Source organism: Burkholderia sp. Ac-20379, assembly GCF_017104645.1.
GTDB lineage: Bacteria > Pseudomonadota > Gammaproteobacteria > Burkholderiales > Burkholderiaceae > Burkholderia.
Window position 1 is genome coordinate 1 of sequence record NZ_JAAGPF010000040.1, and the last position, 26,413, is coordinate 26,413.

A 26,413-nucleotide genomic window follows, 5' to 3' on the forward strand; every position below is an offset into this window, starting at 1 on the left:
TCAAACCGGCGCGCGCCGCTCAGGTAACCGGCGATGGCTTGCGCGTCGGGCGCGTGTTGGGCAGCGTGCCCGGCGGCCTGCAACGTCGCGCGGATCGTGCCGGCCGATGCGCCGCTGCGCGGGTGGTAATGCAGGCGCTGGAAGCCGAATGGGTCACGCGTGCCGACGATCATGGGTAGCGAGCCTTCAAGGTGTCCACTTCGATGCGTTTGAGGATGCGATGCGGCGCGACCGGCGCACTGCCGCCCTGGCAGTGCAGGCAGGCCTCGAGCGGCGCTTCGCGTTGCAGGTAGGCCAGCATCGCGTCGAGCATCTCGGGGCCATCGCGCAGCGGCAGGCCGTCGGCCCGGAAATCCTTCGCACCCCGATACAGCGTGTGGAAATGCGCGGGCCGCGTGCAGGTGTAGAACATGCCGTCGCGAATCATATGGCAGCGCTCGCGGATCCAGCAATCGCGATACACGCGCTGTGCCTCGTCGCGATCGGTGGACGGCTGCGCGCGGTCCATCGTCGTGAACACGTCCTGCACCTTCCAGTTCAGGCGCACCGCGAAACGCGCGGCCTGCGCCTCGATATACGCGACCAGCGCATCCGACAGCGCGGGCTTCGGGTAGCGCGAGATCGTCAGCGCATCCACCGCCTGCCAGAACGCGTCGCCCATCTCGCCGAGCTTCAAGCCGTTGGTGGTGACGGAGATGAGCGGCGCGATGCCGGTGTCGCGCACGCGCTCGACGATCTCGACGATCGCCGGGTGCAGCAGCGGCTCGCCGCCCACCAGCTTGAACACGCGCGGGTTCAGCACCTTGACGGCGATCCGCAGGTCGTTCTCGACCGACGCCGGGCTGACGTGCCACTCGGGCAGCAGCGGCGACAGCGAGCAGCATTGCGCGCAGGTCAGGTTGCAGTGATCGACGATATGCGTTTCGAGCGAGCGCGTCTGCACGCGGCCGCCCTCGACGCGGTAGTGGCGCTCCATCGGCGGCGGAAACACATGCTTGCGTTCGCCGGCGGCGGGGTTCGGATCGGGGCGGGTCGTGGTCACATCAGCGTCCTGCTTCGTCTGCGCAACGGGAAAAGAAATCGGCGAGCTGGCCGCGCGCCGCCACCATCGCGCCGGCCATCGTCACGGCGCCGGCCAGGTGCGCGGCGAAGCGCGCCGGCGCGTCGAGCCAGCCCTGCACCACCCAGAGCTTGATCGCGTGCTGCAGGCACGCCGCGTCGACGGCCCACGCGAAACGCCCGGCCGCCACCGGCCGCACGCGCAGGTAGGCCAGCACGAACGCCTCGGCCAGCGCCGGCGCTTCGAGCGGCAGATGATTCAGGCACCGAACCAGTTCGTATTCGCGCGGCGCGCCGATCGCGGCTTCCCAATCGAGGATCGTGGGCGGCAGCGCGGGCGTGAACAGATAGTTGAACTGGTTGTAGTCGTTGTGGATCGGATGCTGCGGATCGTCCTCGGGAAACGCCGCGAGGCTGCCCGGATGGTAGCGGTCGAGCATGCGCAGCGCGAGGCCGGCGTAACGGTGCAGCGGTTCGGCGTCGCCGCGATGGCGGGCCTGATCGCAGGCGTCGCGCAGGCTTCGGCGCACCGCGTCCGCGTCGATCGCTTCGAGCCGCGCGCGGATCGTGTCGGCCGCCGGCAGCCGCAGTCCGTCGAGCGCCAAATGCAGCGCCGCCAGGCTCGCGCCGAGCGCCGCCCATTCGGCGGGCGCAAACGTGTCGTAGGTGCGGAACTGCCCGGCCTGCCAGTGCGTCAGCATCGCGTGCGTGCCGCCGTCCGACCAGAGCGGCGCGCCCGCCGGCGTGCGCTGCAGGCGCTGGACGCGAAAGCGCGCATCGTCGTGCGCGGCGAGATGCGCGAGCACGGCCGCTTCCTTCTCGGCGCGCGCGCGATGCGCCGCCGCATAGCATTTCACCGCGAAGCCGCCCTCACCGCCCTCGCCCGGCAAGCGCCACACGCGCTCGCCGACGCGGCACGGCGGCTCGCCGGGGCCCAGCGCATAGGCGGCGCGGATCGCATCGAAGGTGGCGGCGGGCAGCGTCATTCAGATCCGCTCGGCCGGGCCGTGACGATACGGATGGCCGGTCAGGAACGTGTTGTTGCCCACATAGCGCAGCTTGTACATCGCCGGGCGAAACAGCACCGATGGATCGTTGTTGGCGATGCCGAGCAGCGGGTACAGGTCGCGCCGCACGAAGAACGCGTTGTTGCCCATGTCGTCGCAGCACACGAGTTCGTAGCCCTTGTCGCGGCCCAGATGGCACAGCGATTCGAGGCTCGCGCCGTAATAGGTCGAGCCATCCCATTCGTGATCGGGGTTGAAGCACATGACCCAGCGCTCGGGCGGCGCGTAGTACGGGTTGTATTCGATCGCGACGATGCGCGGGCGGAACGCCTGCAGGCCGCGCCAGATCCAGTAGTCGTTGCCGTCGATGTCGATCGACAGCAGGTCGAAATCGGCGGGGATGCCGGCGTCGGCCAGCAGGCCGTCCATCGCATCGGGTTGCACGCGGTCGTGGCGAAGCTGCACACGCCGCGCGCCCGCGTAGTGCTCGGCGAGCCGGCCGAAGCGATACGCGCTGCCCTCCACCAGCAAGCCCGACCAGCCCTGCTCGCGCAGCAGCAGCGCGGTGTTGCTGTTGCGCAGGCCGTCGCTCGCGCCGATGTCGACGCACACGCGATGCACCGGTGCGATCCGCTCCATCAGCCGCGCCAGGATGCCTTCCTCGGCGCCCTGCGCATACAGGCTGGCGGCCAGGCCGGACAGGTCGAGCGGAAGCGGATGGTCCTGCATGGGGAAGGCGGCTCCGGGTCGGGATGGGGCGGGCGTTCGGTGGGTAATTTACCTGAAGTTATTTGTCGGGGGAAATCGGCCGGGCCGCGCGCGAGGCGAGCCGGCCGTGGGTTGGCCGTGGGTTGGCCGTGGGTTGGCCATGGGTTGGCCGCGGGTCGGCCGTGAGCCGGGCGTGCACCCGGCCCGGCGCGCCGTGCCGATCAGCTGCCGCTGGCGTAGCCGCCGTCGACCGGCAGCGTGACGCCGGTCACGAACGCCGCGGCCGGCGACGCGAGGAACAACGTCGCGCCGACCAGATCCTCGGCCTCGCCCCAGCGCTTGAGCGCGCTGCGCGCGGCGATCTTCGGCGCGGCGGTGGGCGATTCCCACAACGGCCGCGTCATGTCGGTGCGGTGATAACCCGGTGCGATCGCGTTGACGCGCACGCCCGTCACGCCGAACGCGTGGGCCAGCGCGCGCGTCAGGCCGAGAATGCCCGTCTTGCTCGCGCAATAGGCCGGCACTTCGGCGTCGGCCAGATAGCTGAGCATCGAGGCGATATTGACGACGCAGCCCCGGGTGCGCTCCAGGTGCGCGCGCGCCGCCATCGACAGCCGCATCGCGGCGGTCAGGTTCACGTCGAGCACCTCGCGGAACACGTCGTCGCGATACTCGTCGAACGGCCGCGCCACGCCGGCCGCATTGACCAGCACGTCGAGCGTCTCGAGCCCGGCCGCGAAGCGCTCGATCGCCTCGCCGTCGCGCACGTCGAGCGCCGCGAAACGGATGCCGGCCAACGAGCGGTCGGCCTGCAACGCCTCGAGCTTGGCCGGCGAGCTGCCGGTGGCGATCACCTGCGCGCCGAACCCGGCGAAGCCTTCGGCGATCGCCAGCCCGATGCCGCTGGTCGCGCCCGACACCAGCACGGTGCGGCCCGCGAACAATTGCGGATGAAAGGTCGGCGTGGGCTGTGTCTCGATCTGGTTCATGCGGCTCCCGGCAGGTGAAGGTCGGCTTCCAGACGCGCGCCGTAACGGTCCATGCTTTTCAGCGCGGCGACGAGCAGCGAGGGATCGACCGGATAAGGTTCGTTGTGGATGATTTCGCCGCTGCGGCAGGCGCGCGCGGCGGCAAGGCCGAGCGCGGCGTCGTCGGCCGCGTCGACGTTGATCTGCGCGAGGCGCGTGGGCAGCCCCACGGCGCGGCAGAACGCGAACACGCGACGGCGCTCGTCGTCGGGCACGGTGGAGAGGAACAGCGACGCGAGCACGCCCACCGCCACCTTCTCGCCATGCAGCAGCCCGTGCGACGACGGCAGCTCGGCCAGCCCGTGGTGGATCGCGTGCGCGGCCGCCACGCCGCCCGATTCGAAGCCGATGCCCGACAGCAGCACCGTGGCTTCGAGCGTGGCGTCGAAATCGGGCGTGACGAGTTGCGCGCGGCAGTCCGCCACCGCCTGCGCGGCGTGCGCGAACAGCATGTCGCGGCACAGCCGCGCCGCCTCGAACGCCAGCGCCGTGCCGCGCCCGCCGCACAGGTTGCGCGCGTAGGCGCGACGGCAGGCGTCGGCTTCGTAGAAGGTGGCGAGCGCGTCGCCGATGCCGGCGATGAAGAAGCGCGCCGGCGCGCGCACGATCACGGCCGTGTCGAGCAGCACCAGATCGGGGTTGCGGCGCACGAAGCGATCGCGCACCACGCGCCCGGCCTCGTCGTAGATCACGGCCAGCGCGCTGCACGGCGCGTCGGACGCGGCCACTGTCGGCACGCAGACGAACGGCAGGCGCAGGTCGTCGGCCGCCGCGCGCCCGGTGTCGATCACCTTGCCGCCGCCGAACGACACGACGATGTCGGCGCCGGTCGAGCGCACCCAGTCGGCCGTCTGCGCCACCGCCTGCTCGGTGCAGGCGGCATCCACGGCGCGCACCTGCAGCGCCACCTGCCCGCCGCGCGCCAGCACCGGTTCGAGCAGCGCGGCCACGTTGTGATCGACGAGGCAGGCCGCGCGCGAGCCGAGCCGCGCGAGTTCGGCGTCGAGCGAGTCGAGCGCGCCCGCGCCCTGCACGTAGCGCGACGGAAAGATACTGGTTTTCAGCATGATGTTCGGGATGTCGAAGGATCGAGGGAAAGGCCGAGCGCGGCCGCCAGTTCAAGGGCGTCGCGCACCAGTTCGGCTTGCGGGGGAAACAGCGCGACGTGCTCGGCGTCGGCGGGCCAGCCCAGCACGCGCATGCCGGCGGCCAGCGCCGCCTGCGCGCCGGTCGGGCTGTCCTCGACGGCCACGCAATCGGTTGCGGGCACCTCGAGCAGATAGGCCGCACGCAAGTACGGCTCGGGATCGGGCTTGCCGCGTCGCACGTCGTTCGCGCTGACGGTCACGAGTTCGGGCGCCTGCAGGCCGAGCGCGTTCAGGTTCGCCTCGAGCAGCATCCGACCGGCGTTCGAGACGACGGCCTGGCGCAGGCCGGCCGCCTGCACCGCATGCCAGACCTCGAGCGCGCCGGGCCGGGCGATCAGCTGCGGCGCCTCGGCCACGTAGCGCGCGGCGCGGAACGCCGACCAGCCGTCGAAATCGGCCTCGATGCCGAAGCGCTCGCGCACGATTCGATGCACCTCGCGGCCCGTCTGTCCGAACATCAGCGGATGCAGTTCGTCGCCGGCCTGCACGCCGTGATGCGCGAGCGCGGCCAGCAGCGTGCGCATGTGCAGCGGCTCGCTGAGCGCGAGCGTGCCGTCCATGTCCCACAGCACGGCCCGCGGTGCCTGCGGTGCGCGGCTCATGCGCGGCCCTCCGCGGCGCCGTCGTGCAGCGCGTCGAGATCGTCGTAGAACTGCTGCGCGTTCACGTAGAGCCGCTCGAAGATCGGCATCATGCGGTCGTAGGTGTCGCTCGCGCGGGGGTCGGGCAGCACCTCGCGCTCGAAGCGCACGAAGCGGCGCACGGCGTCGCCGAGCGTGGCGAACTGGCCGGCGGCGGTGGCGGCCAGCAGCGCGCAGCCCATCACGCCGCATTCGACCTCGGCCGGCACCAGGATCGGCGTGCGGTACATGCTGGCCTTGATGTCGAGCCAGAGCGCCGCCTTCGCGCCGCCGCTGGCCGCCACCAGCCGTTCGATGCGCACGCCCTCGGGCTGGATCATCGCCATGTGCCGGCGCACGCCGAACGCCACGCCTTCGAGCACCGCGCGATGCAGATGCGCCAGCCCGTGGCGCGCGGCGATGCCGAAGAACTGCGCGCGCGAATTCGGATGCGCGCCGAAGCGCTCGCCGGTCAGGTAGGGCAGGAAGAACAGGCCCTCGGCGCCAACCGGCGCCTCGGCCGCCTTGCGCGCGACGGCGTCGTAGGACAGCGCGTTCTCGTGAAAGGCGCGGCGTGCCCAGCGCATCGCGTCGCCGCCCGAATCGAGCAGCGTGAAGCGGCCCCAGCGCCCCTCGCAGGTGGCGACGTTCGAGACCTCGGGATGCAGCATCGGCGAATCGGCGATCACCGTGATGATCGACGAGGTGCCCGTGATGTCGGACGCCAGCCCCGGCAGGTGCACGCCCGAGCCCAACACCGAGGCCGGATAGTCGGCCGCACCGACGAGCACCGGCGTGCCTTCGCGCAGGCCGGTGGCCGCCGCTGCGGCCTTCGTCACTTCGCCGAGCAGTTCGTGCGGCGCGCGAATCGGCGGCAGCTTGCCGATGTCGAGCCCGAGCTCGTCGCAGAGCGAGGCGGACCACGCGCGCGTGCGCGGATCCATCAGGAACGTCATCGACGCGTCGCTCCAATCGCAGGCGCGCTCGCCGGTCAGGCGGAAGTTGACGTAGTCCTTCGGCATGAACACGGTGGCCGCGCGCGCATAGGCGTCGGGCTCGTGATCGCGGATCCATTGCAGCTTGAAGGCAGGCCAGGCGGCGGTCGGCGGGTTGGCCGTGCGCGGCAGGTAGGCATGGTCGTCGCCGTGCCCGTCCGCCGCACCGGCGGCACCCGCGGCCCGATAGCGCGCCCGAAACGCCTCGACCTGCGGCGTGGCGCGCTTGTCGTTCCAGAGCGGCGCGGTCGAGCGCGTGAGCCGGCCATCGGCGTCGATCAGCACGGTGCCGTGCATCTGTCCGCAGGCGCAGATCGCGGCAATGCGGCGCGCGGCGTCCGGCTCGGCGGCCAGCACCTCGCGGATCGCGGCCACGGCGCCGTCCCACCAGTCGAGCGGCCGCTGCTCCGCCCAGCCATAGCGCGGCACCTGCTGCTCGTGCTCGCGCGCGGCGAGCCGGCGGATCCGGCCGTCGCCGTCCACCAGCGCGGCGCGCACGCTGCCGGTGCCGACATCGATCGCAAGGTAGAGGGGTGTCTCCATCATCGTTTCATGTAAGTAGGGGGTGCGGGTCGCGAAGCCGGCTAGCCGCCGCGCCTCGCGGTGACGGCATCGCCAAGGAAAGACGGCTCGGGCACGGACGTCGGCGCGCCGGCCCGCACGCGCCACGCGCACTGCGTGCGGGCGCGGTACAGCGCGAGCGCGCGCTGCTCCTCGACGACGCGCTGGTCGATCTCGGCCGGCGCGATGGTGTTGAAATCGAACAGGCCGTGGTGATGCGCGATCATCGCGCGCATCCCGGCCTGCTTGCAGAGCCGGATCGCCTCGTCGAGCGTGAAGTTGCCGGGCACGCCGTTGCCGCTGCGCTCGGCGTCGCGTCCGTTCACGGGCAGCAGCGCGAGATGCGGCGCCAGCGCGGCGACGGTGTCGGACAGCCCCGCATAGGGCACGCAGTCGCCGGAGTGATAGAGCCGCACGCCGGCCAGCTCGACCACATAGCCGAGCCACGGGTGCCGGCCCTGCGCATCGACGTCGAGCGTTTCGTGCGCCGACGGCACCGGCGCGACGCGCACGCCCGGCAGCGGCTCGACGCACTCGCCGGCATCGACCGGAATCAGCCGCGAGACATCCACGCCGCAGCGCTTCACGGCTTCGTCGAGCGTGGCCGCCGGCACCACGAAGCGCAGTTGCGGAAAGCGCCGCGCGAGCGGCTGCAGCGTGTCGGGATCCATGTGATCGGTGTGGCGATGCGTGCACAGCACGAGATCGACATGCGCGAAATCGTCGGGCGTCACCGGCGGCGCCATCATCCGCTCGTGCGGATAGCGCGTGCCGCGATACTTGCGCGCGAGCGAATCGGACAGATACGGATCGATCAGCAGGCGCCGCCCCGCGCCCTCGATCACGAAGCCGGCCTGGCCGAGCCAATAGAGCGCGACGCCGCCGGCCGGCGGCGCGGGCGCGAACCCGTCCGGCACCGGCGCGGCAAGCCGCGCGGCCAGCGGCATCGCGAAGGTTTCGACGTCGATCGACAGCGGCGCGGTATCCATGCTCACCAGCACACGTAGCCGCCGTCGGCCAGCACGATCGAGCCCGTCATCAGGCTCGCGGCCTCGCTGGCCAGGAACAGCACCACGGAGGCCACCTCGTCGACGCGGCCGAGCCGGTTCATCGGCGTGCCGCCCACCCAGTGCCGATACATGTCCGGGTCCTCGTAGACGTACTTGTTCATCTCGGTGTCGATGTAGGTCGGCGCGACCGCGTTCACGCGCACGCCGCGCGCGCCCCATTCGGCGGCCAGCGAGCGCGTCAGGTGATGAACGCCGGCCTTCGACGCGTTGTAGTTGGCCTGTTCCTGCGGGCGGTTGACGACGAAGCCCGACATCGAGCCGACATTGACGATGCTGCCGCCGCCGCGTTCGAGCATGCCCTTGCCGAACGAGCGGCAGCAGCGGAACACGCCGTTCAGGTTCACGTCGATCACGCGATCCCACACTTCGTCGCTCATCGTCTCGGCCGGATGGTTCGAGATGGCGATGCCGGCGTTGTTGACGAGCACGTCGACCCGCCCGTGGCGCGCGATCACGGCATCGTGCACGCGCTGCACGGCGGCGGCGTCGGTCACGTCGAGCCGTTCGCCCTCGACCTGCGCGCCGGCTGCCGTCAGCTTCGCCACGGCCTCGTCGAGCGCGCCCTGGTGCATGTCGGTCAGCACCACACGGGCGCCGGCCTGGGTCAGGGCCTCGGAGATGGCGAAGCCGATGCCGCGCGCGGCGCCGGTCACCACGGCGAGCTTGCCGTCGAGGCGGAATTTGTCGAGATACATCGTCGGTCCTTCGGTGGGTCGCGAGTTCGGTCGCGGTGTTGGAGAAAACGCGGCGCTCAGGCCGCCGGCGAGGGTTTGCCCGAAGCGGCCGCGATCCGGCAGATCGCGTCGAAGCCGGGGCCGCGCGTCGGGATATCGATATGAAACACCTCGGCGATCACGCGCGTCCATCCGTAGATGAAGTAGGTCCAGCCGCCTTCGATCTGTAGTTGGCGCGCCGCCGCCTGCGCGCGCGCCTGGTCGAGGAACACCAGTTCGCCGCGATAGTTGAGATCCCAGGCGACGGCGCGCTCGGGAAAGCGTGCGGCGTCGCTCAACGGCGAGCCGGGCGCGTCCTTGCCGAGGCCGGTCGCGTTGATCACGAGCGCGCCCGGCGACAGGCGCGCCAGCACGGCATCGTTGTCCTCCGCGCGCGCGGCGATCAGGTACTCGCAGGGCACGCCGAGATCGAGCTCGCGGTGGATCCGCGCAATGTCCTCGAGGCGCTCGGCCGAGCGGTCCGAGACGATCACGCGCGACGGGCGATTCGCGCCGCGGCTCGTCTGCATCAGGTGCCAGGTCAGCGCGATCGTCGAGCCGCCCGCGCCGATCGAGAACACTTCCGCGCCGGTGCGCGCGAAGTGCGCGTCGGGCAAAAAGCCGTCGATCGCCAGGCCCGACGTGATCGGATCCTTGGCATGACAGATGAATTTTCCGTCGCGCTTCGACAGGCAGCTCGTCTCGCCCATCAGGCGCGCATAAGGATCGATCTCGTCGAACAGATCCTGGCAGGCGGCGTACAGGTCGAGCTTGTGCGTGGTGACGAGCGCGCCGACCGAGAGCGGATCGTCGCGCAGGAATTGGACGGCCTCGCGATAGGCCGCGGGGCTCGCGTGCAACGGAAAGTCGATGCCCTTCATCTCGACGTCGCCGAGCCCGAGATGGCGCGCCCATTCGGGAAACACACGCATGATCGAGCTCTGGCCTGTGGTCACGCCGATGAAGTAGAAGGTCGGCCGGGTCGCGGGCTGATAGGGCCTGGAGGGCGTATGGCTCATCGCGCCTGCTCCAGCGCGTTGCCGCGCGCGATCAGCGCCTCGATCTCGGCCGCGTCGCGCGGCTGCCAGGCCGGGTTCGGCGCGCTGCGCCAGCCGCCCTGCCCGTCGTCGACGATGCGCAGCCGCATCCCGTTGGCGCGCTCGATGATCGCGTAATCCTGCCCGGAATCGGCCGGGTAGCAGAACAGCATCACGAAGTCGCCGCGCCCGAGGTTCACCGAGCGATGGATCCAGCGCGGCGGCACGTAGCACACCGTGTTGGCGCGGATCTCGACGATCCGCGTCTCGCCGTCCGGCGCTTCCATCAGCATCAGCCCCTCGCCCTTGAGCCCGAAATACAGCTCCGGGCGGTCGATGTTGGCGTGGATGTGGCCGCGCGTCATGAAGTATTCCTCACCGACCTTGCCGGCGCTCATGCGCGTCACGCCGGTGATCAGGTCGCCCGGCTCGGCATTGGGCCGGTGATCGGTGACCTCGTAGACGACCTCGCTGCCGCGCGCCGCCGCCAGCGCGTCGAACGCGGCCGCATCGGCATATAGGCCGGCGAGATCGCCGAGACGTTTCTGGTAGTGCGAATCGGTGCCGGTCATCAGACCGGCCTCCAGATCCACGTCGAACGAACGCGGCTCGGGCCATTGCATGAAGTTTCTCCCTCTCGAATCTCGAATGAAAACGTTAGTTTTAGCGATGATATAGTTTGTGAAACAAACGTACACGCGGGTTTTCACTAAGAATATCCGCCGAAATTGCCAATATAATGATTGCAACACTATCGTTACAAGTCAGGCTCGTTTGTTGATTGACGCGACACGACGACCGGACGCAGGAGACACGTCCATGCAAGAGATGACCGATCCGGCCCGTGCGGCCGCCGTGGTGGCGGCCCTGCGCGACGCACTGGGCGCCGGCGTGGTGAGCCTGCCGGCCGACTTCGCCGGCCGCCGTCACGCCGATTCGAGCCGCATGCCCTGCGCGGAACCGATCGCGCTGGTGCGCCCACGCACCACGGCACAGGTCGCGACGGCGCTGCGCATCTGTCACGCACACCATCAACCCGTCGTCACGCAAGGCGGCCTGACCGGCCTCGCGGGCGGCGCCTGTCTGCTCGGCGGCGAAGTGGCGCTGAGCCTTGAACTGATGAACGCGATCGAGGAGATCGATCCCGTCAGCGCCACCATGACCGTGCAGGCCGGGGTGCCGCTGCAGAAGGTGCAGGAAGCGGCCGAGGCGGCCGGCTTCATGTTCCCGCTCGATCTCGGCGCGCGCGGCAGCGCGACCGTCGGCGGCAATCTCGGCACCAACGCGGGCGGCAATCGCGTGATTCGCTACGGGATGATGCGCGAGCAGGCACTCGACGTCGAAGCGGTGCTGGCGGACGGCAGCGTGGTGGGCGGCCTGCGCAAGATGATCAAGAACAACACCGGCTACGACCTGCGCAATCTGTTGATCGGCAGCGAAGGCACGCTCGGCGTGATGACGCGCGCGGTGCTGCGGCTGCGGCCGAAGCCGCGCGCCGTCTCCACGGCCTGGTGCGGCGTGCCGGACTACGACGGTGTCACCACCCTGCTGCGGCGCGCGCAGGAACGGCTGCCGGCCGGCGTTTCGGCCTTCGAGGTGATGTGGCCCGGCTACTACGATTTCGTGATCTCGCGCCTGCCCGAACTGCGCGCGCCGCTCGAAGGCCGCCACGCGTTCTACGTGCTGCTCGAAAGCAGCGGCGCGGAGCCCGCAAGCCAGCACGCCGCCTTCGAGCAGTTCCTCGGCGAGATGCTCGAGGCCGGCACGCTCGACGACGCCGCGCTGGCCGCCAACGAGGCGCACGCCGCCGCGTTCTGGGCGATCCGCGACGCGCCCGGCGAATACGGCCGCCTGATTCCGGGCCGCGTCTCGTTCGACGTGAGCTTCTCGATCGCCGACGTCGGCCTGGCCGCCCAGCGCTGCGAGGCGCGGCTGCGCGCGCAATGGCCGAACGCGACGATCCTCGTCTACGGCCATCTCGGCGACGGCAACCTGCACATCGTCGTGCAGGAGCCCGACTGGCCCGCGAGCGCGGCCGCCGAGGTCAAGCGCGTGGTCTACGGCGTGACGGGCGAGCTCGGCGGCTCGGTGTCGGCCGAGCACGGCATCGGCACCAAGAAGCTCGAGGTGCTGGCGCTCTCGCGCAACCCCGACGAACTCGCCGCGATGCGCGCCATCAAGGCCGCGCTCGATCCGCGCGGCATCCTGAATCCGGGCAAGCTGCTGGCCTCCTGACGCCGGCGACACCCTGAATTTCGGGCGCGCTCCGCGTCGCCCGTTTGCGTGACACCCACAAGAGGAGGAGACATGTCGCGTTTCATGAAGAAGCTGTGCTGCGCCGCCGCGTTCGCCGCGGCCGGCATCATCGCCACCACGCCGGCGTTCGCGGCCGACAAGATGAAGGTCGGGATTTCGATGAAGGTGCTGAACGCCCCGTATTTCGCGGCGGCGATGGAATCGGCCAAGGCGCGCGCCACCGAGCTCGGCGCCGACGTGATCGTGGCCGACGCGCAGGGCAAGATGGGCAAGCAGATCTCCGACGTGGAGGATCTCGTCACGCGCGGCGTGAAGGTGCTGCTGATCGATCCGGCCGATCCGGAAGCGCTGGTCGGCGCCGTGAACGCGGCCAGCGCGGCCGGCGTCAAGGTGGTGGTGTTCGACAGCACGCTCGATCCGAAGGCCAACTACGTCACGCTCGTGCAGTCGTCGAACAGCGAGAACGGCGCGCTGGTGGGCCGCTGGGTCGTGGACAACATGGGCGCCAAGCCGCTGAAGATCGCGCTGCTGTCGGGCGAGAAGGGCAACCCGGTCGGCAAGGAGCGTCGCGAGGGCGTGCTGGCCGGCATCACCGAGGCGCAGCTCGAGAAAACCGGCAAGGCGAACCTGCAGATCGTCGGCCAGGGCTGGGGCAACTGGTCGGATGAAGGCGGCCTGAAGGCGATGGAAGACCTGCTGGTGGCCAACAAGGACATCAACATGGTGCTCAGCGAGAACGACAGCATGCTGCTCGGCGCGCGCCGCGCGATCCAGAGCGCGAACCGCGACGGCATCACGCTGGTGGCGGCGGCCGACGGCCAGAAGGAAGCGCTCGCGCTGATCAAGCAGGGCAAGTACGGCGTGACCGCGCTGAACGATCCGGCGCTGGTGGCCCGCACCGCTGTCGACATCGGCATGAAGGCCGCCAAGGGCCAGGCCGGCACGGTGCCGAAGATCTCGTACACGCCGCCGGTCGCGATCTCGAAGGGCAACGTCGACAAGTACTACAACCCGAAAGCGATTTTCTGACGCTTTTCCCGTCGTACGCGCGCGCCGGCCGATGCCGGCGCGCCCGAGTGGAGACAGTTCCATGATTCCGTTCATCGCACTCACCGGCATCGACAAGCGGTTCGGCGGCATTCACGCGATCGAGAACATCGATTTCGAGATCCGCAGCGGCGAGGTGCATGCGCTCGTCGGCGAAAACGGGGCCGGCAAATCGACGCTGATGCGCGTGATCGGCGGCGGCCATCAGCCCGACGCCGGCACGATTCGCGTGCAGGGCCGCGAGATGGTGCTGCGCAACCCGCACGCCGCGCTGGCCGAAGGCATCGCCGTGATCCATCAGGAGACGGCGCTGGCGCCCGATCTGTCGGTGGCCGAAAACGTGTTCCTGGCCGCCCTGCCCGCCGTGATCGACTGGCGCAGCCTGCGCGCGAAGGCGCGCGACCTGATCGCGAGCCTCGGCTTCGACATCGATCCGGCCGCGCTGGTCGGCACGCTGTCGGCCGCGCAATGCCAGGTGATCGAGATCGCCAAGGCGCTGTCGGGCGAACTGAAGCTGCTGGTGCTCGACGAGCCCACCGCCGCGCTCGCGCCGTCCGACGCCGAACGCCTGCTGGAGATCGTGCGCTCGCTGCGCGCACGCGGCGTCGGCATCGTCTATATCTCGCACCGGCTCGAGGAAGTGTTCGCGATCGCGGATCGCATCACGATCCTCAAGGACGGCCGCCGCGTGGATACGGTCGTGCCGGCCGAGATCACGCGCGACGAACTGATCCGCAAGATGGTCGGCCGCCCGCTGTCGGTGCTGTTTCCCGAGCGTCACGCGACGCCGGGCGAGGTGGTGCTGAAGGTGGACGGGCTGGCGCGCGGCGAGGCCGTGCGCGGCGTGTCGTTCACGCTGCGCGCGGGCGAGGTGGTCGGGCTTGGCGGCCTGATCGGCTCGGGCCGCACCGAAGTCGCGCGGCTGATCTTCGGCGCCGATCGCGCCGATGCCGGCCGCATCGAACTGAAGGGCAAGCCGCTCGACGTGCGCTCGCCGATGGCGGCCGTGCGCGCCGGGATCGGGCTGGTGCCCGAGGATCGCAAGGGCCAGGGCGCGGTGCTGTCGATGCCGATCCGCATCAACGCCACGCTGGCCGCGCTGAAATCGGTCAGCGCGCCGGGCGGCTTCCTGGCCTTCCGACGCGAACGCGAATCGGTCGAGCAACTGATGAGCGCGCTGCGCATCAAGGCGCGCTCGATGGATGCGGACGTGTCGACGCTGTCGGGCGGCAACCAGCAGAAGGTGGTGCTCGCCAAGTGGTTCCATGCCGACGGCGACCTGATCATCCTCGACGAGCCGACACGCGGCGTGGACGTCGGCGCCAAGGTGGAGATCTACACGCTGATCAACCAGCTCGCCGAACGCGGCAAGGCGCTGCTCGTGATCTCGTCCGAGCACCAGGAACTGATGGGGCTGTGCGATCGCATCATGGTGATGGGCGAAGGCCGCATCCGCGGCGAACTGCAGCCCGCCGACTACAGCGAGGAAGCGATCCTCGCGCTCTCGCTGCGCCGCGACCCCGGCGAAACCCACGGCTCACCGCACGCCGGCCCGCAGACGGCCGAACGCGACGGCGCCGCCCTCATTCACGATTGACCGGCCGCTGCACCGCTGCACCGCCGCCACAGAACGCCCTATCCGTTTGGAGACACCCATCATGAATCCCAGCGCCGCTACCTCGAATCCGCGCCAGCCCGCCGGCGGCTCGAAGCTCCAGCATGCCTGGCAATCCGCGCGACGCTTCAACACGGTGGGGATCCTCGTCGTGCTGGTGATCGCCGCCTCGTTCATCTCGAGCGATTTCTTCTCGGCGCCGAACCTCGCCAACATCACGCGCCAGGTGGCCGGCGTCGGCATCATGTCGGTCGGCATGCTGCTGGTGGTGCTGACGGGCGGCATCGATCTGTCGGTCGGCTCGGTGGCCGCGCTCGGCAGCGTGCTCTCGGCGATGCTGATCCCAGAGCACGGCCTCGCGTTCGCGCTGGCGGCCGCGCTCGTCACGGGCGGCCTGTGCGGGCTCGTGTCGGGCGTGCTGGTGGCGTTCTTCCGGCTCACGCCGTTCGTCGTGACGCTCGCGATGATGACGGTGGCGCGCGGCATCGCGATGATCGTCTCGAACGGCTCGCCGATCCTGGTCGACGACGCGGGCCAGGCCCTGCTCGACTTCGGCCGCCACAGCTACTTCGGGATTCCGGGCCCGACGCTCGTGATGCTGCTGGTGTTCGTGGCCGGCGGCATCGCGCTGGGCCGCATGCGCGCGGGCCGCGTGGTGCGCGCGATCGGCTCGAACCAGGAAGCGGTGCGGCTGTCGGGCGTGCCGGTGGCGCGCCATATCCTCGGCACCTACGTGTGCTCGGGCGCGCTGGCGGCGCTGGCCGGCATCATCTCGACGGCGCGCGCCAGCGTGGGCGCGCCCACCGTCGGCGTGGGCGACGAGCTGACCGTGATCGCGGCGGTGGTGATCGGCGGCGCGAGCCTGGCCGGCGGCAAGGGCGGCGTGCTCAACACGCTGATGGGCGTGCTGATCCTCGGCGTGATCGGCAACATCATGAATCTGGCCAGCGTGCCGGGCTATCACCAGCAGGTGGTGATGGGCGCGATCATCGTCGCGGCGGTGCTGATGCAGCAGGGCGCCGGCGTCTGGCGCCGCTGGATCTTCCGCTAAACTCCGGCTGGGAAGCGCGCGCGGTTGCGTGGCCGCGACGCGCCCGCCCGGCATGAGCCGTCCCGGCCTCACGCTCGTCAGTCAAGGAAGGAAAGCCCGCGTGCCCGACTACAACATCCTGGAAGTGATCGACCGTGCCCGCCCCGAATTGCGGCGCGGCAGCCGGCAGGTCGCCGACTATATTCTCGAGAACGTGCACGCCATCGCGGAACTGAGCCTGTCCGAGCTCGCGCGGCTCGCGCAGGTCAGCGAGCCGACCATCCTGCGCTTCTGCACGACGATCGGCTGCAACGGCTTCAAGGATTTCAAGATCCGCGTGGTGCAGAGCCTCGCGCTCGGCGCGCCGGCCACGCACTCGGTGCTGTCCGATGCGGACACGCCCGAAACCGTCGCCACCAAGATCTTCGACTACACGATCACGAGCCTCGACTGGGCCCGCAAGAAGCTCGATTTTCAGGCGATCGGCCGCGCCGTCGAATTGCTGGCCGCCGCCTCGCGCATCGAGTTCTTCGGTTTCGGCGCGTCGGGCATCGTCGCGCTCGACGCGCAGCAGAAGTTCCCGCTGTTCGGCGTGCCCTGCGTCGCGCACCAGGATTCGCACCAGCAGTTCATCGCCGCCTCGATGCTGAAGCCCGGCGACGCCGTGGTCGCGATCTCGAACACCGGCTCGACGCGCTCGCTGATCGAGGTGGCGCGCACCGCGCGCGAACGCGGCGCCACCGTGGTGGTGATCACCGGTTCGCAGGGGCCGCTGACGCGCTACTGCGACGTGGCCGTGGTGGCGGAAACGCTCGAGAACACCGACGTGTACACCCCCACCACCTCGCGCCTGGCCGCGCTCGTGATCGTCGACATCCTGTCCACCAGCGTCGCGCTGCGCAAGGGCGAGGCGCATGCGCGCGAAGTGCAGGACATGAAGCGCCATCTCGCCGACATGCGGACTTCCGGCATGATCTGATCCGGCCTCGCCGGAGAAACGCCCCTCGCGGGCATCGTCTTCGGCCAATTATTTTGCAATGCGAACGAATTAACGGGACGCACCGGTTGCGCCCCGCGCCGCCGTTCGCCCGTCCCACCTGCCATGGAACCGCCATGAAGATACTTGTCGCAGTCAAACGCGTCGTCGACTACAACGTGAAGGTTCGCGTGAAGTCCGACGGCTCCGGCGTGGATATCGCCAACGTGAAGATGTCGATGAATCCGTTCGACGAGATCGCCGTCGAAAAAGCCGTGCGCCTGAAGGAGCAAGGCGTGGCGAGCGAGGTGATCGCCGTGTCGATGGGGCTCGCGCAGGCGCAGGAGACGCTGCGCACGGCGCTCGCGATCGGCGCGGATCGCGCGATCCTCGTCGAGGCGCAAACCGAGCTGCAGCCACTCGCCGTGGCGAAGCTGCTTCACGCGCTGATCGAGCGCGAGCAGCCGCAACTGGTGCTGCTCGGCAAGCAGGCGATCGACGACGACGCCAACCAGACCGGACAGATGCTGGCCGCGCTGGCCGGGCTGCCGCAGGCGACGTTCGCCTCGAAGCTGGCGGTCGCCGACGGGCGCGCGCGCGTCGATCGCGAGCTGGACGGCGGCGCCGAGACGCTGTCGCTGGCGCTGCCGGCCGTGGTCACCGTCGATCTGCGCCTGAACGCGCCGCGCTACGTGACGTTGCCGAACATCATGAAGGCCAAGAAGAAGCCGCTCGAAACGCTCGCAGCCGATTCTCTCGGCGTGGACATCGCGCCGCGCCTGACCACGCTGCGCTACGCCGAACCGCCGAAGCGCGGCGCCGGCGTGAAGGTGGCCGACGTCGCGACGCTCGTCGAGAAGCTCAAACACGAATCCAAGGTTTTGTAAGGAGCCCGATCCATGACCACCCTGCTCATCGCGGAACACGACAACGCGGCACTGAAGGCGGCCACGCTGCACGCCGTGACGGCGGCCCGGCAACTGGGCGGCGAACTGCATGTGCTGATCGCCGGCCACGGCGCGCAAGCGGCGGCGCAAGCGGCCGCGCGCATCGCGGGCGTGACGAAGGTGCTGCTGGCCGACGCGCCCTCGCTCGAACACGGGCTGGCCGAAAACGTCGCCGCCACCGTGCTGGCGATCGCCGGCGGCTATGCGCATATCGTTGCGCCGGCCACGGCGGCCGGCAAGAACGTGACGCCGCGCATCGCGGCGAAGCTCGACGTCGCGCAACTCTCCGACATCACGGCGGTCATCTCGCCGGACACGTTCGAGCGGCCGATCTACGCCGGCAACGTGATCGCCACCGTGCAGTCGCGCGACACGGTGAAGGTGCTGACGGTACGCGCCACCGCGTTCGATGCCGCCGAGGCCGACGGCGGCAGCGCGGCGATCGAAGCCATCGCGGCGGCCGACGATGCGGGCCTCGCGCGCTTCGTCGACAGGCAGGTGACGGCGCTGACGCGGCCCGAGCTGACGAGCGCGCGGATCGTCGTGTCGGGCGGGCGCGGCATGGGCAGCGCGGAACACTACGCGCAACTGCTCGAGCCGCTCGCGGATACGCTCGATGCCGCGCTCGGCGCCTCGCGCGCGGCCGTCGACGCCGGCTACGTGCCGAACGATCATCAGGTGGGGCAAACCGGCAAGATCGTCGCGCCGGAGCTGTATCTGGCGATCGGCATCTCGGGCGCGATCCAGCATCTGGCCGGCATGAAGGACGCCAGGGTAATCGTGGCGATCAACAAGGACGAGGAAGCGCCGATCTTCGGCGTGGCCGATTACGGGCTCGTCGAGGATCTGTTCACGGCGGTGCCGGCATTGACGGCGGCGCTGACGTAAGCCCACGCGCCGCGTGCAGCGTCGGGCGATCTCGGCGCGGCGCATGCCCGCGTCGGCGGCAAGGCATGCGCGTGCCGGCCGCTCAACCGGCCGAGCTCAGCGAATCGAACCACGACCCCACGAATCCGTACTTCAGCACGTATTCGTGGCGCCCGCCATCGCGGCGAATCTCCATCTCGCCGACGATCCCGGCCAGCTCGCCGCTGCCCGAACCCGGCACCACGGTCACGCGCAGCGCTTCCTTGCCCGCATGCATCTGCCCGTGATGCGACAGCGCGAAACCGCCCTCGCGGCCATCGAGCGTGCCGACGAACGATTCGAGCGCAACGTAGGTCGCCTCGCCGTTGGCCGGCTGCCCGATGCTGAGCATCTCGCCGGCCGCGTGGCCCTGCAGCGGCCCGCGATATTCCTTCTCCAGCGTGAGCCGCGCGAGCGCCGCGGCGCCGGCCGGCACGCCGGGCAGTTCGGGCGCGCCGATCTGGACGCTGAATTCGCCGGTGACGACGGTGGCTTTGGGATTCGACGAAGACGAAAACGAAGACACGAACACACTCCCTGGAATGAATGGCGGCACGTCGAAAGATTCGACGCCCCTCATCCTCGGTCAGCGCGCCGCGCTTGTCCAGCCTTCGCGCTTAGTCCACCGACAGCCGCCAGGCGAACGCGAACAGCGCCGCCGCGAACGTGTAGCGCTGCAACGTCTGCGCGAGCGGGTGTGCGCGCATCCACGATGCGATCCGCGACGCGCCCGCCACGTAACCCGAATCGAACACCGCGCCCAGCGCCACCAGCAGCACGCCGAGCATGGTCACCTGCACGCCCACCGAGCCCGCCTCCGGCCGCACGAACTGCGGCAGCAGCACCGAGCAGAACAGCAGCGCCTTCGGATTGAGCAGGTTGGTCAGCAAGCCCTTGGCGAACGCCTGGCGCAGCACGTCCGAGCCGGGCGCGACCGCCGCGCCGCCCGGCATCGCGAACGGCGGCGAGCGGTAGATCTGCCAGGCGACATAGGCCAGATACGCCGCGCCGCCATAGCGGACGATGTCGTACAGCCAGGGCGCGCTGCGCAGCAACGCGGCCACGCCGCAGGCGGACAGCGTCACGTGCACCGCCCGCGCGAGTGCCAGCCCGCCCGCCGCCGCCATCCCCGGCCGCATGCCGCGCTGGATGCTGGTCTGGAGCAACAGCGCCATGTCGGGGCCGGGCAGCGCGAAAACGGCGGCCAGCGCCGCGACGTAGAGGGCGAGCAAGTGGAGCGAAATCATGAGGCGGATCGGCGAAAAAGGTCGGTTCGGAAAGCGGCGCGCGCGCCGCCGAAAGGCGCTCCAGTGTGCCCGGGTTCACGGAGCGCTTCTGAGCCATTTATGGGCTTTCCCAGCGACATCGACGCCGGATTCCTCTATATTTTTGCCATCGAACAACGGAATCCGCCCAGCATGGACGACCTCGACAAAACCGACCGCGCGATCCTCGCCGCCGTGCAGCGCGACGGCCGCATCCCGATCGCGCGGCTGGCCGACACGGTGGGCCTCAGCGAGACGCCGTGCGCGCGCCGCCTCAAGCGGCTCGAGAACGAGGGTTACGTGGAGCGCTACCGCGGCCAGCTCTCGCGCAAGAAGCTCGGCTACGGCGTGGTGGCGTTCGTGCTGCTGCGCATCGCCGTGCACGACCGCGCGCTCGGCGACCGCTTCGAGCGCGAGGTGCTGGCGATGCCGCGCATCCTGTCGTGCCACAACGTGTCGGGCTCGGCCGATTATCTGCTGCAGGTGATCGGGCGCGATCTCGACGATTACGGCAGCTTCGTGCGCGACGTGCTGCGCGTGCTGCCGGGCGTCACGTCGGTGGAGTCGGTGCTGTCGCTGCGCGAGATCAAGGGCGATCAGGGGCTGCCGATCGCCTGAGAGGAACGTCGAAGCCGCGCCGGTCATGTGCCCGCGGCGACGCCCACCGGCACGCGCAGATGCGCGCTGGCCAGATCCTCCAGGAACGCCGCGACGATCGGATCCTTCTTCGCACGCCGCGCCACGACCATGTGGAACGTCACGTCGTAGTGCAGCAGTTCGGGGTTGAGCGGCGCGAGCAGGCCCTGCGCCACGTAGGGCGCCGCGAAGTGCTCAGGCAGGTAGCCGAGGTGGTGCCCCGACAGGATCAGCAGCGCGACCGCCTCCATGTTGTCGGCGGTGCCGGTCACGCGGTCGGGCGAGGTGGACAGTTGCGCCTCGGGCAGCGGATAGGTGCGCCAGGCCCATTCGTGCCCGGCCGCGTCGGCGGCCGACAGCCCGCCCGCCTGCTCGAACAGCGGATGCCCGCGCCCGCAATAGGCCACCTGCCGCTCCACGAACAGCGGCGTGTAGTCGAGCACCGGCACGCGATGCCAGAAATAGCCCACCGCGATCTGGATCTCGTCGCCGAGCAGCTTTTCCTCCAGATCGCCGGGCGGGCGCACCGAAATCGAGAAGCGCACGGCTTCGTCGCGCGTGCGGAACGCGGCGATCGCCTCGGCGATGCGCGCGTTCTGGCTGATCGGCGTATGCCCGATCAGGCCGATGTTGAGCGTGCCCACCAGTTGACGATCCATGTGCCGCGCGGCGCTGCCGAATTCGTCGAGCGCCACCAGCAGCTTGCGGCTCATCGCCTGGAAGCGCTCGCCCTTCGGCGTGAGCCGGAAGCCGCTGCGGCCGCGCTCGCAGAGCCGGTAGCCGAGCCGCGTCTCCAATGACGACAACTGCGCGCTGATGGTGGATTGCCCCACGTTCAGCACCGCCTGCGCGGCGGTCACGCCGCCCGCGTCGGCCACTGCCAGAAACACGCGGATCAGACGCAGATCGAGCGTCGACAGATTCCCCAGCACGGATGCTCCCCTTTGATTACATCGATCCGGATCGATGTTGACGTCGAAACCTTGGCATTCTTCCTGCCCGGCAAAACGCGTACAACTAGCGTCGCGCCGCGTCGAATGATACGGCGGCTCCCGTTCCACACGAAAGAGAATCACCGAGACGCCCCATGAACGACACCCCCTTCTTCCAGCCGCTCGGCGGCAACGACATGCCGCGCAGCGGCGGCATCGCCACCATGATGCGCCTGCCCCACGTGCCGAACGCGGCCGGCCTCGACGCCTGCTTCGTCGGCGTGCCGTTCGATCTGGGCACCTCGAACCGCACCGGCGCGCGCTTCGGCCCGCGCCAGATCCGCGCCGAATCGGTGCTGCTGCGCCCCTACAACATGGCCACGCGCGCCGCGCCGTTCGATTCGCTGCGCGTGGCCGACGTGGGAGACGTGGCGATCAACCCGTACAACCTGCACGATTCGATCGCGCGCATCGAGGCCGCCTACGACGCGATCCTGGCCCACGACTGCAAGCCGATCACGCTCGGCGGCGACCACACGATCGCGCTGCCGATCCTGCGCGCGATCCACCGCAAGCACGGCAAGGTCGCATTGATCCATGTCGATGCGCACGCCGACGTCAACGACACGATGATGGGCGAGAAGATCGCGCACGGCACGCCGTTCCGCCGCGCGGTGGAGGAAGGCCTGCTCGTGACCGATCGCGTGGTGCAGATCGGCCTGCGCGGCACCGGCTACGCCGCCGAGGATTTCGACTGGTGCCGCCAGCAGGGCTTTCGCGTCGTGCAGGCCGAATCGTGCTGGAACCAGTCGCTCGCGCCGCTGATGCGCGAGGTGCGCGAGCAGATCGGCGACACGCCCGTGTACATCAGCTTCGACATCGACGGCATCGATCCGGCCTACGCGCCGGGCACCGGCACGCCGGAAATCGCCGGGCTGACCGTGCCGCAGGCGCTCGAAATCATTCGGGGTGCGTACGGCCTCAACATCGTCGGCGCCGACCTCGTGGAAGTGGCCCCGCCCTACGATCCGTTCGGCACCACGGCGCTGCTCGGCGCGAATCTCGCCTACGAGCTGCTGTGCGCGTTTCCCGGCGTGACCTGCCGCGACTGAGCCCCCGGCGCGCCCACGCCACGCAGCACCTACAAGAACCAGGAGGAGATTCCGTGATGCAAACCTCAACGCCGGCCCGGCAACCCCGGCGGGCGGCGCTCGCGTCGTTCGTCGGCACCACCATCGAGTGGTACGACTTCTACAGCTATGCGACGGCGGCCGCGATCGTGTTCGGCCCGCTGTTCTTTCCCGGCGAGAGCCGGCTCGTGAGCCTGCTCGCCTCGTTCGGCTCGTTCGCGGTGGGCTTTCTCGCGCGGCCGCTCGGCGGCGTGCTGTTCGGCCATCTCGGCGACCGCTACGGGCGCAAGCGCTCGCTGCTCGCCACGCTGCTGCTGATGGCGGTGGCCACGGTGGCGATCGGGCTGCTGCCGACCTACGAGAAGGCCGGCATGCTCGCGCCCACGCTGCTGGTGCTGATGCGCGTGCTGCAGGGCATCGCGGTGGGCGGCGAATGGGGCGGCGCGGTGCTGCTGGCCGGCGAACACGCGCCGGAAGGCAAGCGCACGTTCTTCGCATCGTTCGCGCAGTTGGGCAGCGCAAGCGGCCTGATCCTGTCGATGCTCGCATTCGGCGCGATCAGCATGCTGCCCAGGGAAGACCTGATGAGCTGGGGCTGGCGCGTGCCGTTCCTGGCCAGTTCGGTGTTGCTCGTGGTGGGTTTCGCGATTCGCGCGAGCGTGTCCGAATCGCCGGAGTTCGCCGAGGTGAAGGCCGCCGGCGAGATGGCGTCGAACCCGTTGCGCGAGGCGCTGCGCCAGTGGCCGCTGCTGCTGCTCGCGATCGGCGCGAACGTGTACGGCATCGCGGGCGTGTACTTCAGCAACATCTTCATGATCACGTACGCCACGCAATTCCTGTCGCTCGACCGCTCGATGGTGCTGCACTGCATGACGATCGTGGCTTGCCTGCAGTTCGTGGTGCAACTCGGCGCGGCCTGGGTCGCGCAGCGCTTCGGCACCACGCGCGTGCTGGTCGCCACGGCGGCATGGGCTGCGATCGTGCCGTTCGTGATGTTGCCGCTCGTGCATGCGGGCACGCCGGTCGCGATCACGCTCGGCATCGGTCTCGCGACGATCGCCGAATCGGGCTATTACGCGGTGGTGGCCGGTTTCGTCAGCGGCCTGTTCGCGGCGCGGATCCGCTATACGGCGATTTCGGTCTCGTATCAGGTGTGCGGCGCGCTGGCCGGCGGCCTCACGCCGCTGGTGGCCACCGTGATCGCGCAGAGCGCCGCGCCGGCCTGGTGGCCGCTCGCGCTGCAGTACACGGCAGCGGCGCTGCTGTCTGGCTTCTGCGTGATCCGCATCGCGCGGCGCAACAACGCGGGCGAGCCGGACTGCGGCGGGCGCGACGGCGACACGCGTCGCCAGACGCAAGCCGCCCGTCATGTGGCAGCCACCGGCGCGTAAGTACGTGCCCCAGACGCCCCGGCGCGCCGTGCGTTTCATCGCATGCGCGCGGCCGGGTGCGTGTCGGAACATGAGCGGCCGCGCCCGGCCTGCGCGGCTTGCGCGCTCAGTCGGGCGCGTCGCCCGGTTTGGCCGTGAGCGCGTTCGCCACGGTGTCGCACGCGGCCAGCCACGCGGCATCGCCCTTTAAACGCTTCCATTCGTCCAGCCCGCGCGCCGTGAACGTGCCGGGTTGCGCGATCGATTCGCCGATCGCCCCGATCGACGCCGATGCGTGATGCCGCACATACCCCGTGCAGCTTTCCACGCTGCTCACCACCAGCGCCCGCGCGCTCTCGGGCGACAGCCCCTTGCCGACGAACCACTGCTGCATGTCGTGCAGCAGGAAATAGAACCAGCCGTTCGCGCAGGCGGCCACCGTCGCCAGTTCGAACTCGGCTTCGGTGGCCAGCGCGACGAGGCTGCCGAGCGGCGCGAGCAAGGCGCTGACCTGCGCGTCGGCCGGATAGACGGCGACGGTCGCGCAATGGACCTCGGCCGACAGCGACGTCATCGCGCGGCAGCATTCGATCTCGCCGAACAGATCGCGCAATTCGGCGATCGACACGCCGGCCACGACCGAAATCACCTTCTGCCCGGGCCGGAACGTCACCTCCCCGGCCAGCGCCGCCAGTTGCGCGGGCCGCACCCCGATCAGCACGATATCGGCCGCATCGGCCACGGCCTGATTGCTGGCCAGCCGCTCGTACGAGAACGCCTGCGCCAGCGCCTGCGAACGCGCCTCCCCGCGCGGCGAGAGCACGATGCTCAGTTCTCCTGCCTTGCCATGCAGGCCGCGCACCATCTTCTCCGTCAAATCGCCCACGCCAATCACACCCAGCTTCATCCCGGCTCTCCTGGTTTCGATCGAATCGGTTCGATACTAAAGCAAAGCGGCGAACGGCTTAGGCGGGCTGCCGTGCGGCCAGCGCCATCGCGCGCCGCAGCGCGGCGTACACGGCCGGGCGGTTGCTCTGCGAGGCGTTGAAGCGGAGATGGCGCGTGGCCGTGTGCGACACGCTGAACACATTGCCGGGCGCGAACACCACGCCCTCGGCAAGCGCATGGCGCGCCACCGCCGCCGCGTCGAGCCCATCCGGCAGCTCGGCCCACAGGAACATGCCCGCGCGCGGCCGGATCGGCACGGCCAGCCCCGCCGCCGTCAGTTGCCGCAAGGTTTCGCTGACGGCGTCGCCGAGCCGCGCATGGAGGCCGTCGAGATGGCGGCGGTAGGTGCCGTCCACCAGCAGCCGGTGCACGACGGCCGCGTTCAGGCCGCCGTTGCCGAACGTGGTCGCGAGCTTCAGGTCGATCAGCGGATCGACCCACTCGCGCCGCACCGCAATATAGCCGCAGCGCACCGCCGCCGACAGCGTCTTCGAAAAACTGCCGATCGCGATCACGCGCGACAGGCCGTCGAACGCCGCGAGCCGCGGCGCCGGATCCGTCTCGAAGTCGGCGAAGATGTCGTCTTCCACGATCAGCACGTCGTGCTCGGCGGCCAGCGTCAGCACGCGATGCGCGACGGCCGGCGCCAGCGTCGCGCCGGTGGGGTTGTGAACCGCCGAATTCGTCACGTACAGGCGCGGCCGGTGCTCGGCCAGCACGCGCGCGAACTCGGCCGGATCGGGGCCGTTGGCCGTATAGCGCACGCCGACCAATTCGACGCGATGCGCGCGCAGCAGCGCCTGGAAATTGAAGTAGCACGGGTCGTCCACCACCACCGTGTCGCCCGGTTCAAGCAGGAAGCGGCATATCAGATCGAGCGCGTGCGTGCCGCCGTCGGTCAGCAGGATCTGGTCGGCGCCGGCCTCGATGCCGTGCTGCGCGAGCCGCCAGGCAAGCTGCTGGCGCAGCGCCGGCAGGCCGAGCGGCGCACCGTAATCGGCCAGGTCGTGCTGGCCGTCGCGCGCCACGGTGCGCAGCGCGCGGCGCAGGCCGTCGTCGGGCAGCCAATCGGCCGGCAGCCAGCCCGCGCCCGGTTTCAGCGCGGCGCTGCCGGCTTCGAGCGATTGGCGCGTCAGCCACAGCGGATCGAGCTCGCGATCGAGGCGCGGCGCCACGCTGGCCAGTGCGAACGGCGGCGCATGGCCCGCCACGAAAAAGCCCGAACCGCGCCGCGCCGACAACGCGCCCTCGGCCACGAGCCGGTCGTAGGCATCGACTACCGTCGATTTCGATACGCCCAGCGCTTCCGCCATCGAGCGGATCGACGGCACGCGCGCGCCGGGCATCAACGCGCGGCTGGCGATCCGGGTGCGCAGGGTCGCCATCACGTGCGCCACGCGGCTGCCTTC

Annotated in this window: 26 protein-coding genes and 1 pseudogene; 10 read left to right on the top strand and 17 right to left on the bottom strand. The window is 69.9% G+C overall.

What is annotated here, in order from left to right; genetic code table 11:
• The 12 genes and pseudogenes from G3N92_RS35480 to G3N92_RS08035 all read right to left on the bottom strand — a co-directional run.
• Positions 1 to 173 (bottom strand): annotated as a pseudogene (locus G3N92_RS35480) (asparagine synthase); the annotation flags it as partial.
• Positions 170 to 1,042 carry a radical SAM protein gene (locus G3N92_RS07985; protein ID WP_339385848.1) on the bottom strand — a complete coding sequence of 291 codons (873 nt, stop codon included), beginning with the start codon at positions 1,040 to 1,042 and terminating at the stop codon, positions 170 to 172. The pseudogene G3N92_RS35480 and the gene G3N92_RS07985, both read right to left, overlap by 4 nt.
• A 1-nt stretch (position 1,043) precedes the next feature.
• Complete coding sequence (locus tag G3N92_RS07990) at positions 1,044 to 2,045, bottom strand: aminoglycoside phosphotransferase (RefSeq protein WP_206126925.1); 1,002 nt, start codon at positions 2,043 to 2,045, stop codon at positions 1,044 to 1,046.
• The gene (locus G3N92_RS07995; protein WP_206126926.1) at positions 2,046 to 2,795 is read right to left on the bottom strand and encodes a hypothetical protein; all 750 of its coding nucleotides are present in this window, start codon (positions 2,793 to 2,795) and stop codon (positions 2,046 to 2,048) included.
• Positions 2,796 to 2,995: 200 nt separating this feature from the next.
• On the bottom strand, positions 2,996 to 3,763 hold the full coding sequence (locus G3N92_RS08000) for an SDR family oxidoreductase (RefSeq protein ID WP_206126927.1): 768 nt from the start codon (positions 3,761 to 3,763) through the stop codon (positions 2,996 to 2,998).
• Positions 3,760 to 4,869 (bottom strand): glycerol dehydrogenase, encoded by a 1,110-nt coding sequence (locus tag G3N92_RS08005; protein ID WP_206126928.1) that lies wholly within the window; start codon positions 4,867 to 4,869, stop codon positions 3,760 to 3,762. The genes G3N92_RS08000 and G3N92_RS08005 overlap by 4 nt, the downstream gene beginning before the upstream one ends.
• The gene (locus tag G3N92_RS08010) at positions 4,863 to 5,552 is read right to left on the bottom strand and encodes an HAD family phosphatase (RefSeq protein WP_206126929.1); all 690 of its coding nucleotides are present in this window, start codon (positions 5,550 to 5,552) and stop codon (positions 4,863 to 4,865) included. Before G3N92_RS08010 ends, G3N92_RS08005 begins: the two co-directional genes overlap by 7 nt.
• Positions 5,549 to 7,111 carry an FGGY family carbohydrate kinase gene (locus tag G3N92_RS08015; RefSeq protein WP_241014653.1) on the bottom strand — a complete coding sequence of 521 codons (1,563 nt, stop codon included), beginning with the start codon at positions 7,109 to 7,111 and terminating at the stop codon, positions 5,549 to 5,551. The genes G3N92_RS08010 and G3N92_RS08015 overlap by 4 nt, the downstream gene beginning before the upstream one ends.
• 38 nt (positions 7,112 to 7,149) lie before the next feature.
• Positions 7,150 to 8,115, bottom strand: coding sequence for an MBL fold metallo-hydrolase (locus G3N92_RS08020; protein WP_241014657.1), 966 nt, complete (start codon positions 8,113 to 8,115; stop codon positions 7,150 to 7,152).
• Positions 8,116 to 8,117: 2 nt separating this feature from the next.
• On the bottom strand, positions 8,118 to 8,891 hold the full coding sequence (locus G3N92_RS08025) for an SDR family oxidoreductase (RefSeq protein ID WP_206126931.1): 774 nt from the start codon (positions 8,889 to 8,891) through the stop codon (positions 8,118 to 8,120).
• Positions 8,892 to 8,947: 56 nt separating this feature from the next.
• Positions 8,948 to 9,928, bottom strand: a complete 981-nt coding sequence (locus G3N92_RS08030; protein ID WP_206126932.1) for a shikimate dehydrogenase — start codon at positions 9,926 to 9,928, stop codon at positions 8,948 to 8,950.
• Entirely contained in the window at positions 9,925 to 10,569 is a 645-nt protein-coding gene (locus tag G3N92_RS08035) for a glucose-6-phosphate isomerase (protein WP_206126933.1), read from the bottom strand. Before G3N92_RS08035 ends, G3N92_RS08030 begins: the two co-directional genes overlap by 4 nt.
• Positions 10,570 to 10,765: 196 nt before the next feature.
• Here G3N92_RS08035 and G3N92_RS08040 point away from each other — a divergent pair, with 196 nt between their 5' ends.
• From G3N92_RS08040 to G3N92_RS08070, 7 genes are all read left to right on the top strand, one after another.
• Complete coding sequence (locus G3N92_RS08040) at positions 10,766 to 12,181, top strand: FAD-binding oxidoreductase (RefSeq protein ID WP_206126934.1); 1,416 nt, start codon at positions 10,766 to 10,768, stop codon at positions 12,179 to 12,181.
• Positions 12,182 to 12,253: 72 nt separating this feature from the next.
• Positions 12,254 to 13,231, top strand: a complete 978-nt coding sequence (locus tag G3N92_RS08045) for a substrate-binding domain-containing protein (protein WP_206126935.1) — start codon at positions 12,254 to 12,256, stop codon at positions 13,229 to 13,231.
• Between the two features lie 61 nt (positions 13,232 to 13,292).
• Positions 13,293 to 14,846: a sugar ABC transporter ATP-binding protein gene (locus G3N92_RS08050; protein WP_241014654.1), complete on the top strand. Its 1,554-nt coding sequence runs from the start codon at positions 13,293 to 13,295 to the stop codon at positions 14,844 to 14,846.
• 61 nt (positions 14,847 to 14,907) lie between these two features.
• The gene (locus tag G3N92_RS08055) at positions 14,908 to 15,915 is read left to right on the top strand and encodes an ABC transporter permease (RefSeq protein WP_206126936.1); all 1,008 of its coding nucleotides are present in this window, start codon (positions 14,908 to 14,910) and stop codon (positions 15,913 to 15,915) included.
• Positions 15,916 to 15,967: 52 nt separating this feature from the next.
• Positions 15,968 to 16,873 (top strand): MurR/RpiR family transcriptional regulator, encoded by a 906-nt coding sequence (locus tag G3N92_RS08060; RefSeq protein ID WP_241014655.1) that lies wholly within the window; start codon positions 15,968 to 15,970, stop codon positions 16,871 to 16,873.
• Between the two features lie 134 nt (positions 16,874 to 17,007).
• The gene (locus G3N92_RS08065) at positions 17,008 to 17,757 is read left to right on the top strand and encodes an electron transfer flavoprotein subunit beta/FixA family protein (RefSeq protein ID WP_206126937.1); all 750 of its coding nucleotides are present in this window, start codon (positions 17,008 to 17,010) and stop codon (positions 17,755 to 17,757) included.
• A gap of 12 nt (positions 17,758 to 17,769) precedes the next feature.
• Positions 17,770 to 18,705 (top strand): FAD-binding protein, encoded by a 936-nt coding sequence (locus G3N92_RS08070; protein ID WP_206126938.1) that lies wholly within the window; start codon positions 17,770 to 17,772, stop codon positions 18,703 to 18,705.
• A gap of 82 nt (positions 18,706 to 18,787) precedes the next feature.
• On the opposite strand, the gene G3N92_RS08075 is transcribed toward G3N92_RS08070, so the two are convergent.
• Positions 18,788 to 19,249, bottom strand: coding sequence for a DUF3224 domain-containing protein (locus G3N92_RS08075; protein ID WP_339385849.1), 462 nt, complete (start codon positions 19,247 to 19,249; stop codon positions 18,788 to 18,790).
• A gap of 91 nt (positions 19,250 to 19,340) precedes the next feature.
• On the bottom strand, positions 19,341 to 19,970 hold the full coding sequence (locus G3N92_RS08080; protein WP_206126940.1) for a LysE family translocator: 630 nt from the start codon (positions 19,968 to 19,970) through the stop codon (positions 19,341 to 19,343).
• 171 nt (positions 19,971 to 20,141) lie between these two features.
• Here G3N92_RS08080 and G3N92_RS08085 point away from each other — a divergent pair, with 171 nt between their 5' ends.
• The gene (locus G3N92_RS08085) at positions 20,142 to 20,606 is read left to right on the top strand and encodes an Lrp/AsnC family transcriptional regulator (protein WP_206126941.1); all 465 of its coding nucleotides are present in this window, start codon (positions 20,142 to 20,144) and stop codon (positions 20,604 to 20,606) included.
• A gap of 23 nt (positions 20,607 to 20,629) precedes the next feature.
• On the opposite strand, the gene G3N92_RS08090 is transcribed toward G3N92_RS08085, so the two are convergent.
• Positions 20,630 to 21,556, bottom strand: a complete 927-nt coding sequence (locus tag G3N92_RS08090; RefSeq protein WP_206126942.1) for a LysR family transcriptional regulator — start codon at positions 21,554 to 21,556, stop codon at positions 20,630 to 20,632.
• 155 nt (positions 21,557 to 21,711) lie between these two features.
• Between G3N92_RS08090 and speB the strand changes: the two genes are divergently transcribed.
• Positions 21,712 to 22,668, top strand: coding sequence for an agmatinase (gene speB / locus G3N92_RS08095; RefSeq protein WP_206126943.1), 957 nt, complete (start codon positions 21,712 to 21,714; stop codon positions 22,666 to 22,668).
• 56 nt (positions 22,669 to 22,724) lie between these two features.
• Positions 22,725 to 24,077 (top strand): MFS transporter, encoded by a 1,353-nt coding sequence (locus G3N92_RS08100; RefSeq protein WP_241014656.1) that lies wholly within the window; start codon positions 22,725 to 22,727, stop codon positions 24,075 to 24,077.
• 106 nt (positions 24,078 to 24,183) lie between these two features.
• Here G3N92_RS08100 and G3N92_RS08105 read toward each other — a convergent pair whose 3' ends face one another.
• Both G3N92_RS08105 and G3N92_RS08110 read right to left on the bottom strand, forming a co-directional pair.
• Positions 24,184 to 24,963, bottom strand: a complete 780-nt coding sequence (locus tag G3N92_RS08105) for an NAD(P)-binding domain-containing protein (RefSeq protein ID WP_206126944.1) — start codon at positions 24,961 to 24,963, stop codon at positions 24,184 to 24,186.
• A gap of 58 nt (positions 24,964 to 25,021) precedes the next feature.
• The gene (locus tag G3N92_RS08110) at positions 25,022 to 26,389 is read right to left on the bottom strand and encodes a PLP-dependent aminotransferase family protein (RefSeq protein WP_206126959.1); all 1,368 of its coding nucleotides are present in this window, start codon (positions 26,387 to 26,389) and stop codon (positions 25,022 to 25,024) included.
• Positions 26,390 to 26,413: the final 24 nt, after the last annotated feature.

Coding starts and splice junctions, on each gene's coding strand:
- G3N92_RS08100 (WP_241014656.1), top strand. CDS start 22,725: ATGCAAACCTCAACGCCGGCCCGGCAACCCCGGCGGGCGGCGCTCGCG.
- G3N92_RS08060 (WP_241014655.1), top strand. CDS start 15,968: ATGAGCCGTCCCGGCCTCACGCTCGTCAGTCAAGGAAGGAAAGCCCGC.
- G3N92_RS08050 (WP_241014654.1), top strand. CDS start 13,293: ATGATTCCGTTCATCGCACTCACCGGCATCGACAAGCGGTTCGGCGGC.
- G3N92_RS08080 (WP_206126940.1), bottom strand. CDS start 19,970: ATGATTTCGCTCCACTTGCTCGCCCTCTACGTCGCGGCGCTGGCCGCC.
- G3N92_RS08045 (WP_206126935.1), top strand. CDS start 12,254: ATGTCGCGTTTCATGAAGAAGCTGTGCTGCGCCGCCGCGTTCGCCGCG.
- G3N92_RS08025 (WP_206126931.1), bottom strand. CDS start 8,891: ATGTATCTCGACAAATTCCGCCTCGACGGCAAGCTCGCCGTGGTGACC.
- G3N92_RS08005 (WP_206126928.1), bottom strand. CDS start 4,869: ATGCTGAAAACCAGTATCTTTCCGTCGCGCTACGTGCAGGGCGCGGGC.
- G3N92_RS08070 (WP_206126938.1), top strand. CDS start 17,770: ATGACCACCCTGCTCATCGCGGAACACGACAACGCGGCACTGAAGGCG.
- G3N92_RS08110 (WP_206126959.1), bottom strand. CDS start 26,389: ATGGCGACCCTGCGCACCCGGATCGCCAGCCGCGCGTTGATGCCCGGC.
- G3N92_RS07995 (WP_206126926.1), bottom strand. CDS start 2,795: ATGCAGGACCATCCGCTTCCGCTCGACCTGTCCGGCCTGGCCGCCAGC.
- G3N92_RS08040 (WP_206126934.1), top strand. CDS start 10,766: ATGCAAGAGATGACCGATCCGGCCCGTGCGGCCGCCGTGGTGGCGGCC.
- G3N92_RS08015 (WP_241014653.1), bottom strand. CDS start 7,111: ATGATGGAGACACCCCTCTACCTTGCGATCGATGTCGGCACCGGCAGC.
- G3N92_RS07990 (WP_206126925.1), bottom strand. CDS start 2,045: ATGACGCTGCCCGCCGCCACCTTCGATGCGATCCGCGCCGCCTATGCG.
- G3N92_RS08085 (WP_206126941.1), top strand. CDS start 20,142: ATGGACGACCTCGACAAAACCGACCGCGCGATCCTCGCCGCCGTGCAG.
- G3N92_RS08000 (WP_206126927.1), bottom strand. CDS start 3,763: ATGAACCAGATCGAGACACAGCCCACGCCGACCTTTCATCCGCAATTG.
- G3N92_RS08105 (WP_206126944.1), bottom strand. CDS start 24,963: ATGAAGCTGGGTGTGATTGGCGTGGGCGATTTGACGGAGAAGATGGTG.
- G3N92_RS08030 (WP_206126932.1), bottom strand. CDS start 9,928: ATGAGCCATACGCCCTCCAGGCCCTATCAGCCCGCGACCCGGCCGACC.
- G3N92_RS08020 (WP_241014657.1), bottom strand. CDS start 8,115: ATGGATACCGCGCCGCTGTCGATCGACGTCGAAACCTTCGCGATGCCG.
- speB (WP_206126943.1), top strand. CDS start 21,712: ATGAACGACACCCCCTTCTTCCAGCCGCTCGGCGGCAACGACATGCCG.
- G3N92_RS08055 (WP_206126936.1), top strand. CDS start 14,908: ATGAATCCCAGCGCCGCTACCTCGAATCCGCGCCAGCCCGCCGGCGGC.
- G3N92_RS08035 (WP_206126933.1), bottom strand. CDS start 10,569: ATGCAATGGCCCGAGCCGCGTTCGTTCGACGTGGATCTGGAGGCCGGT.
- G3N92_RS08065 (WP_206126937.1), top strand. CDS start 17,008: ATGAAGATACTTGTCGCAGTCAAACGCGTCGTCGACTACAACGTGAAG.
- G3N92_RS08010 (WP_206126929.1), bottom strand. CDS start 5,552: ATGAGCCGCGCACCGCAGGCACCGCGGGCCGTGCTGTGGGACATGGAC.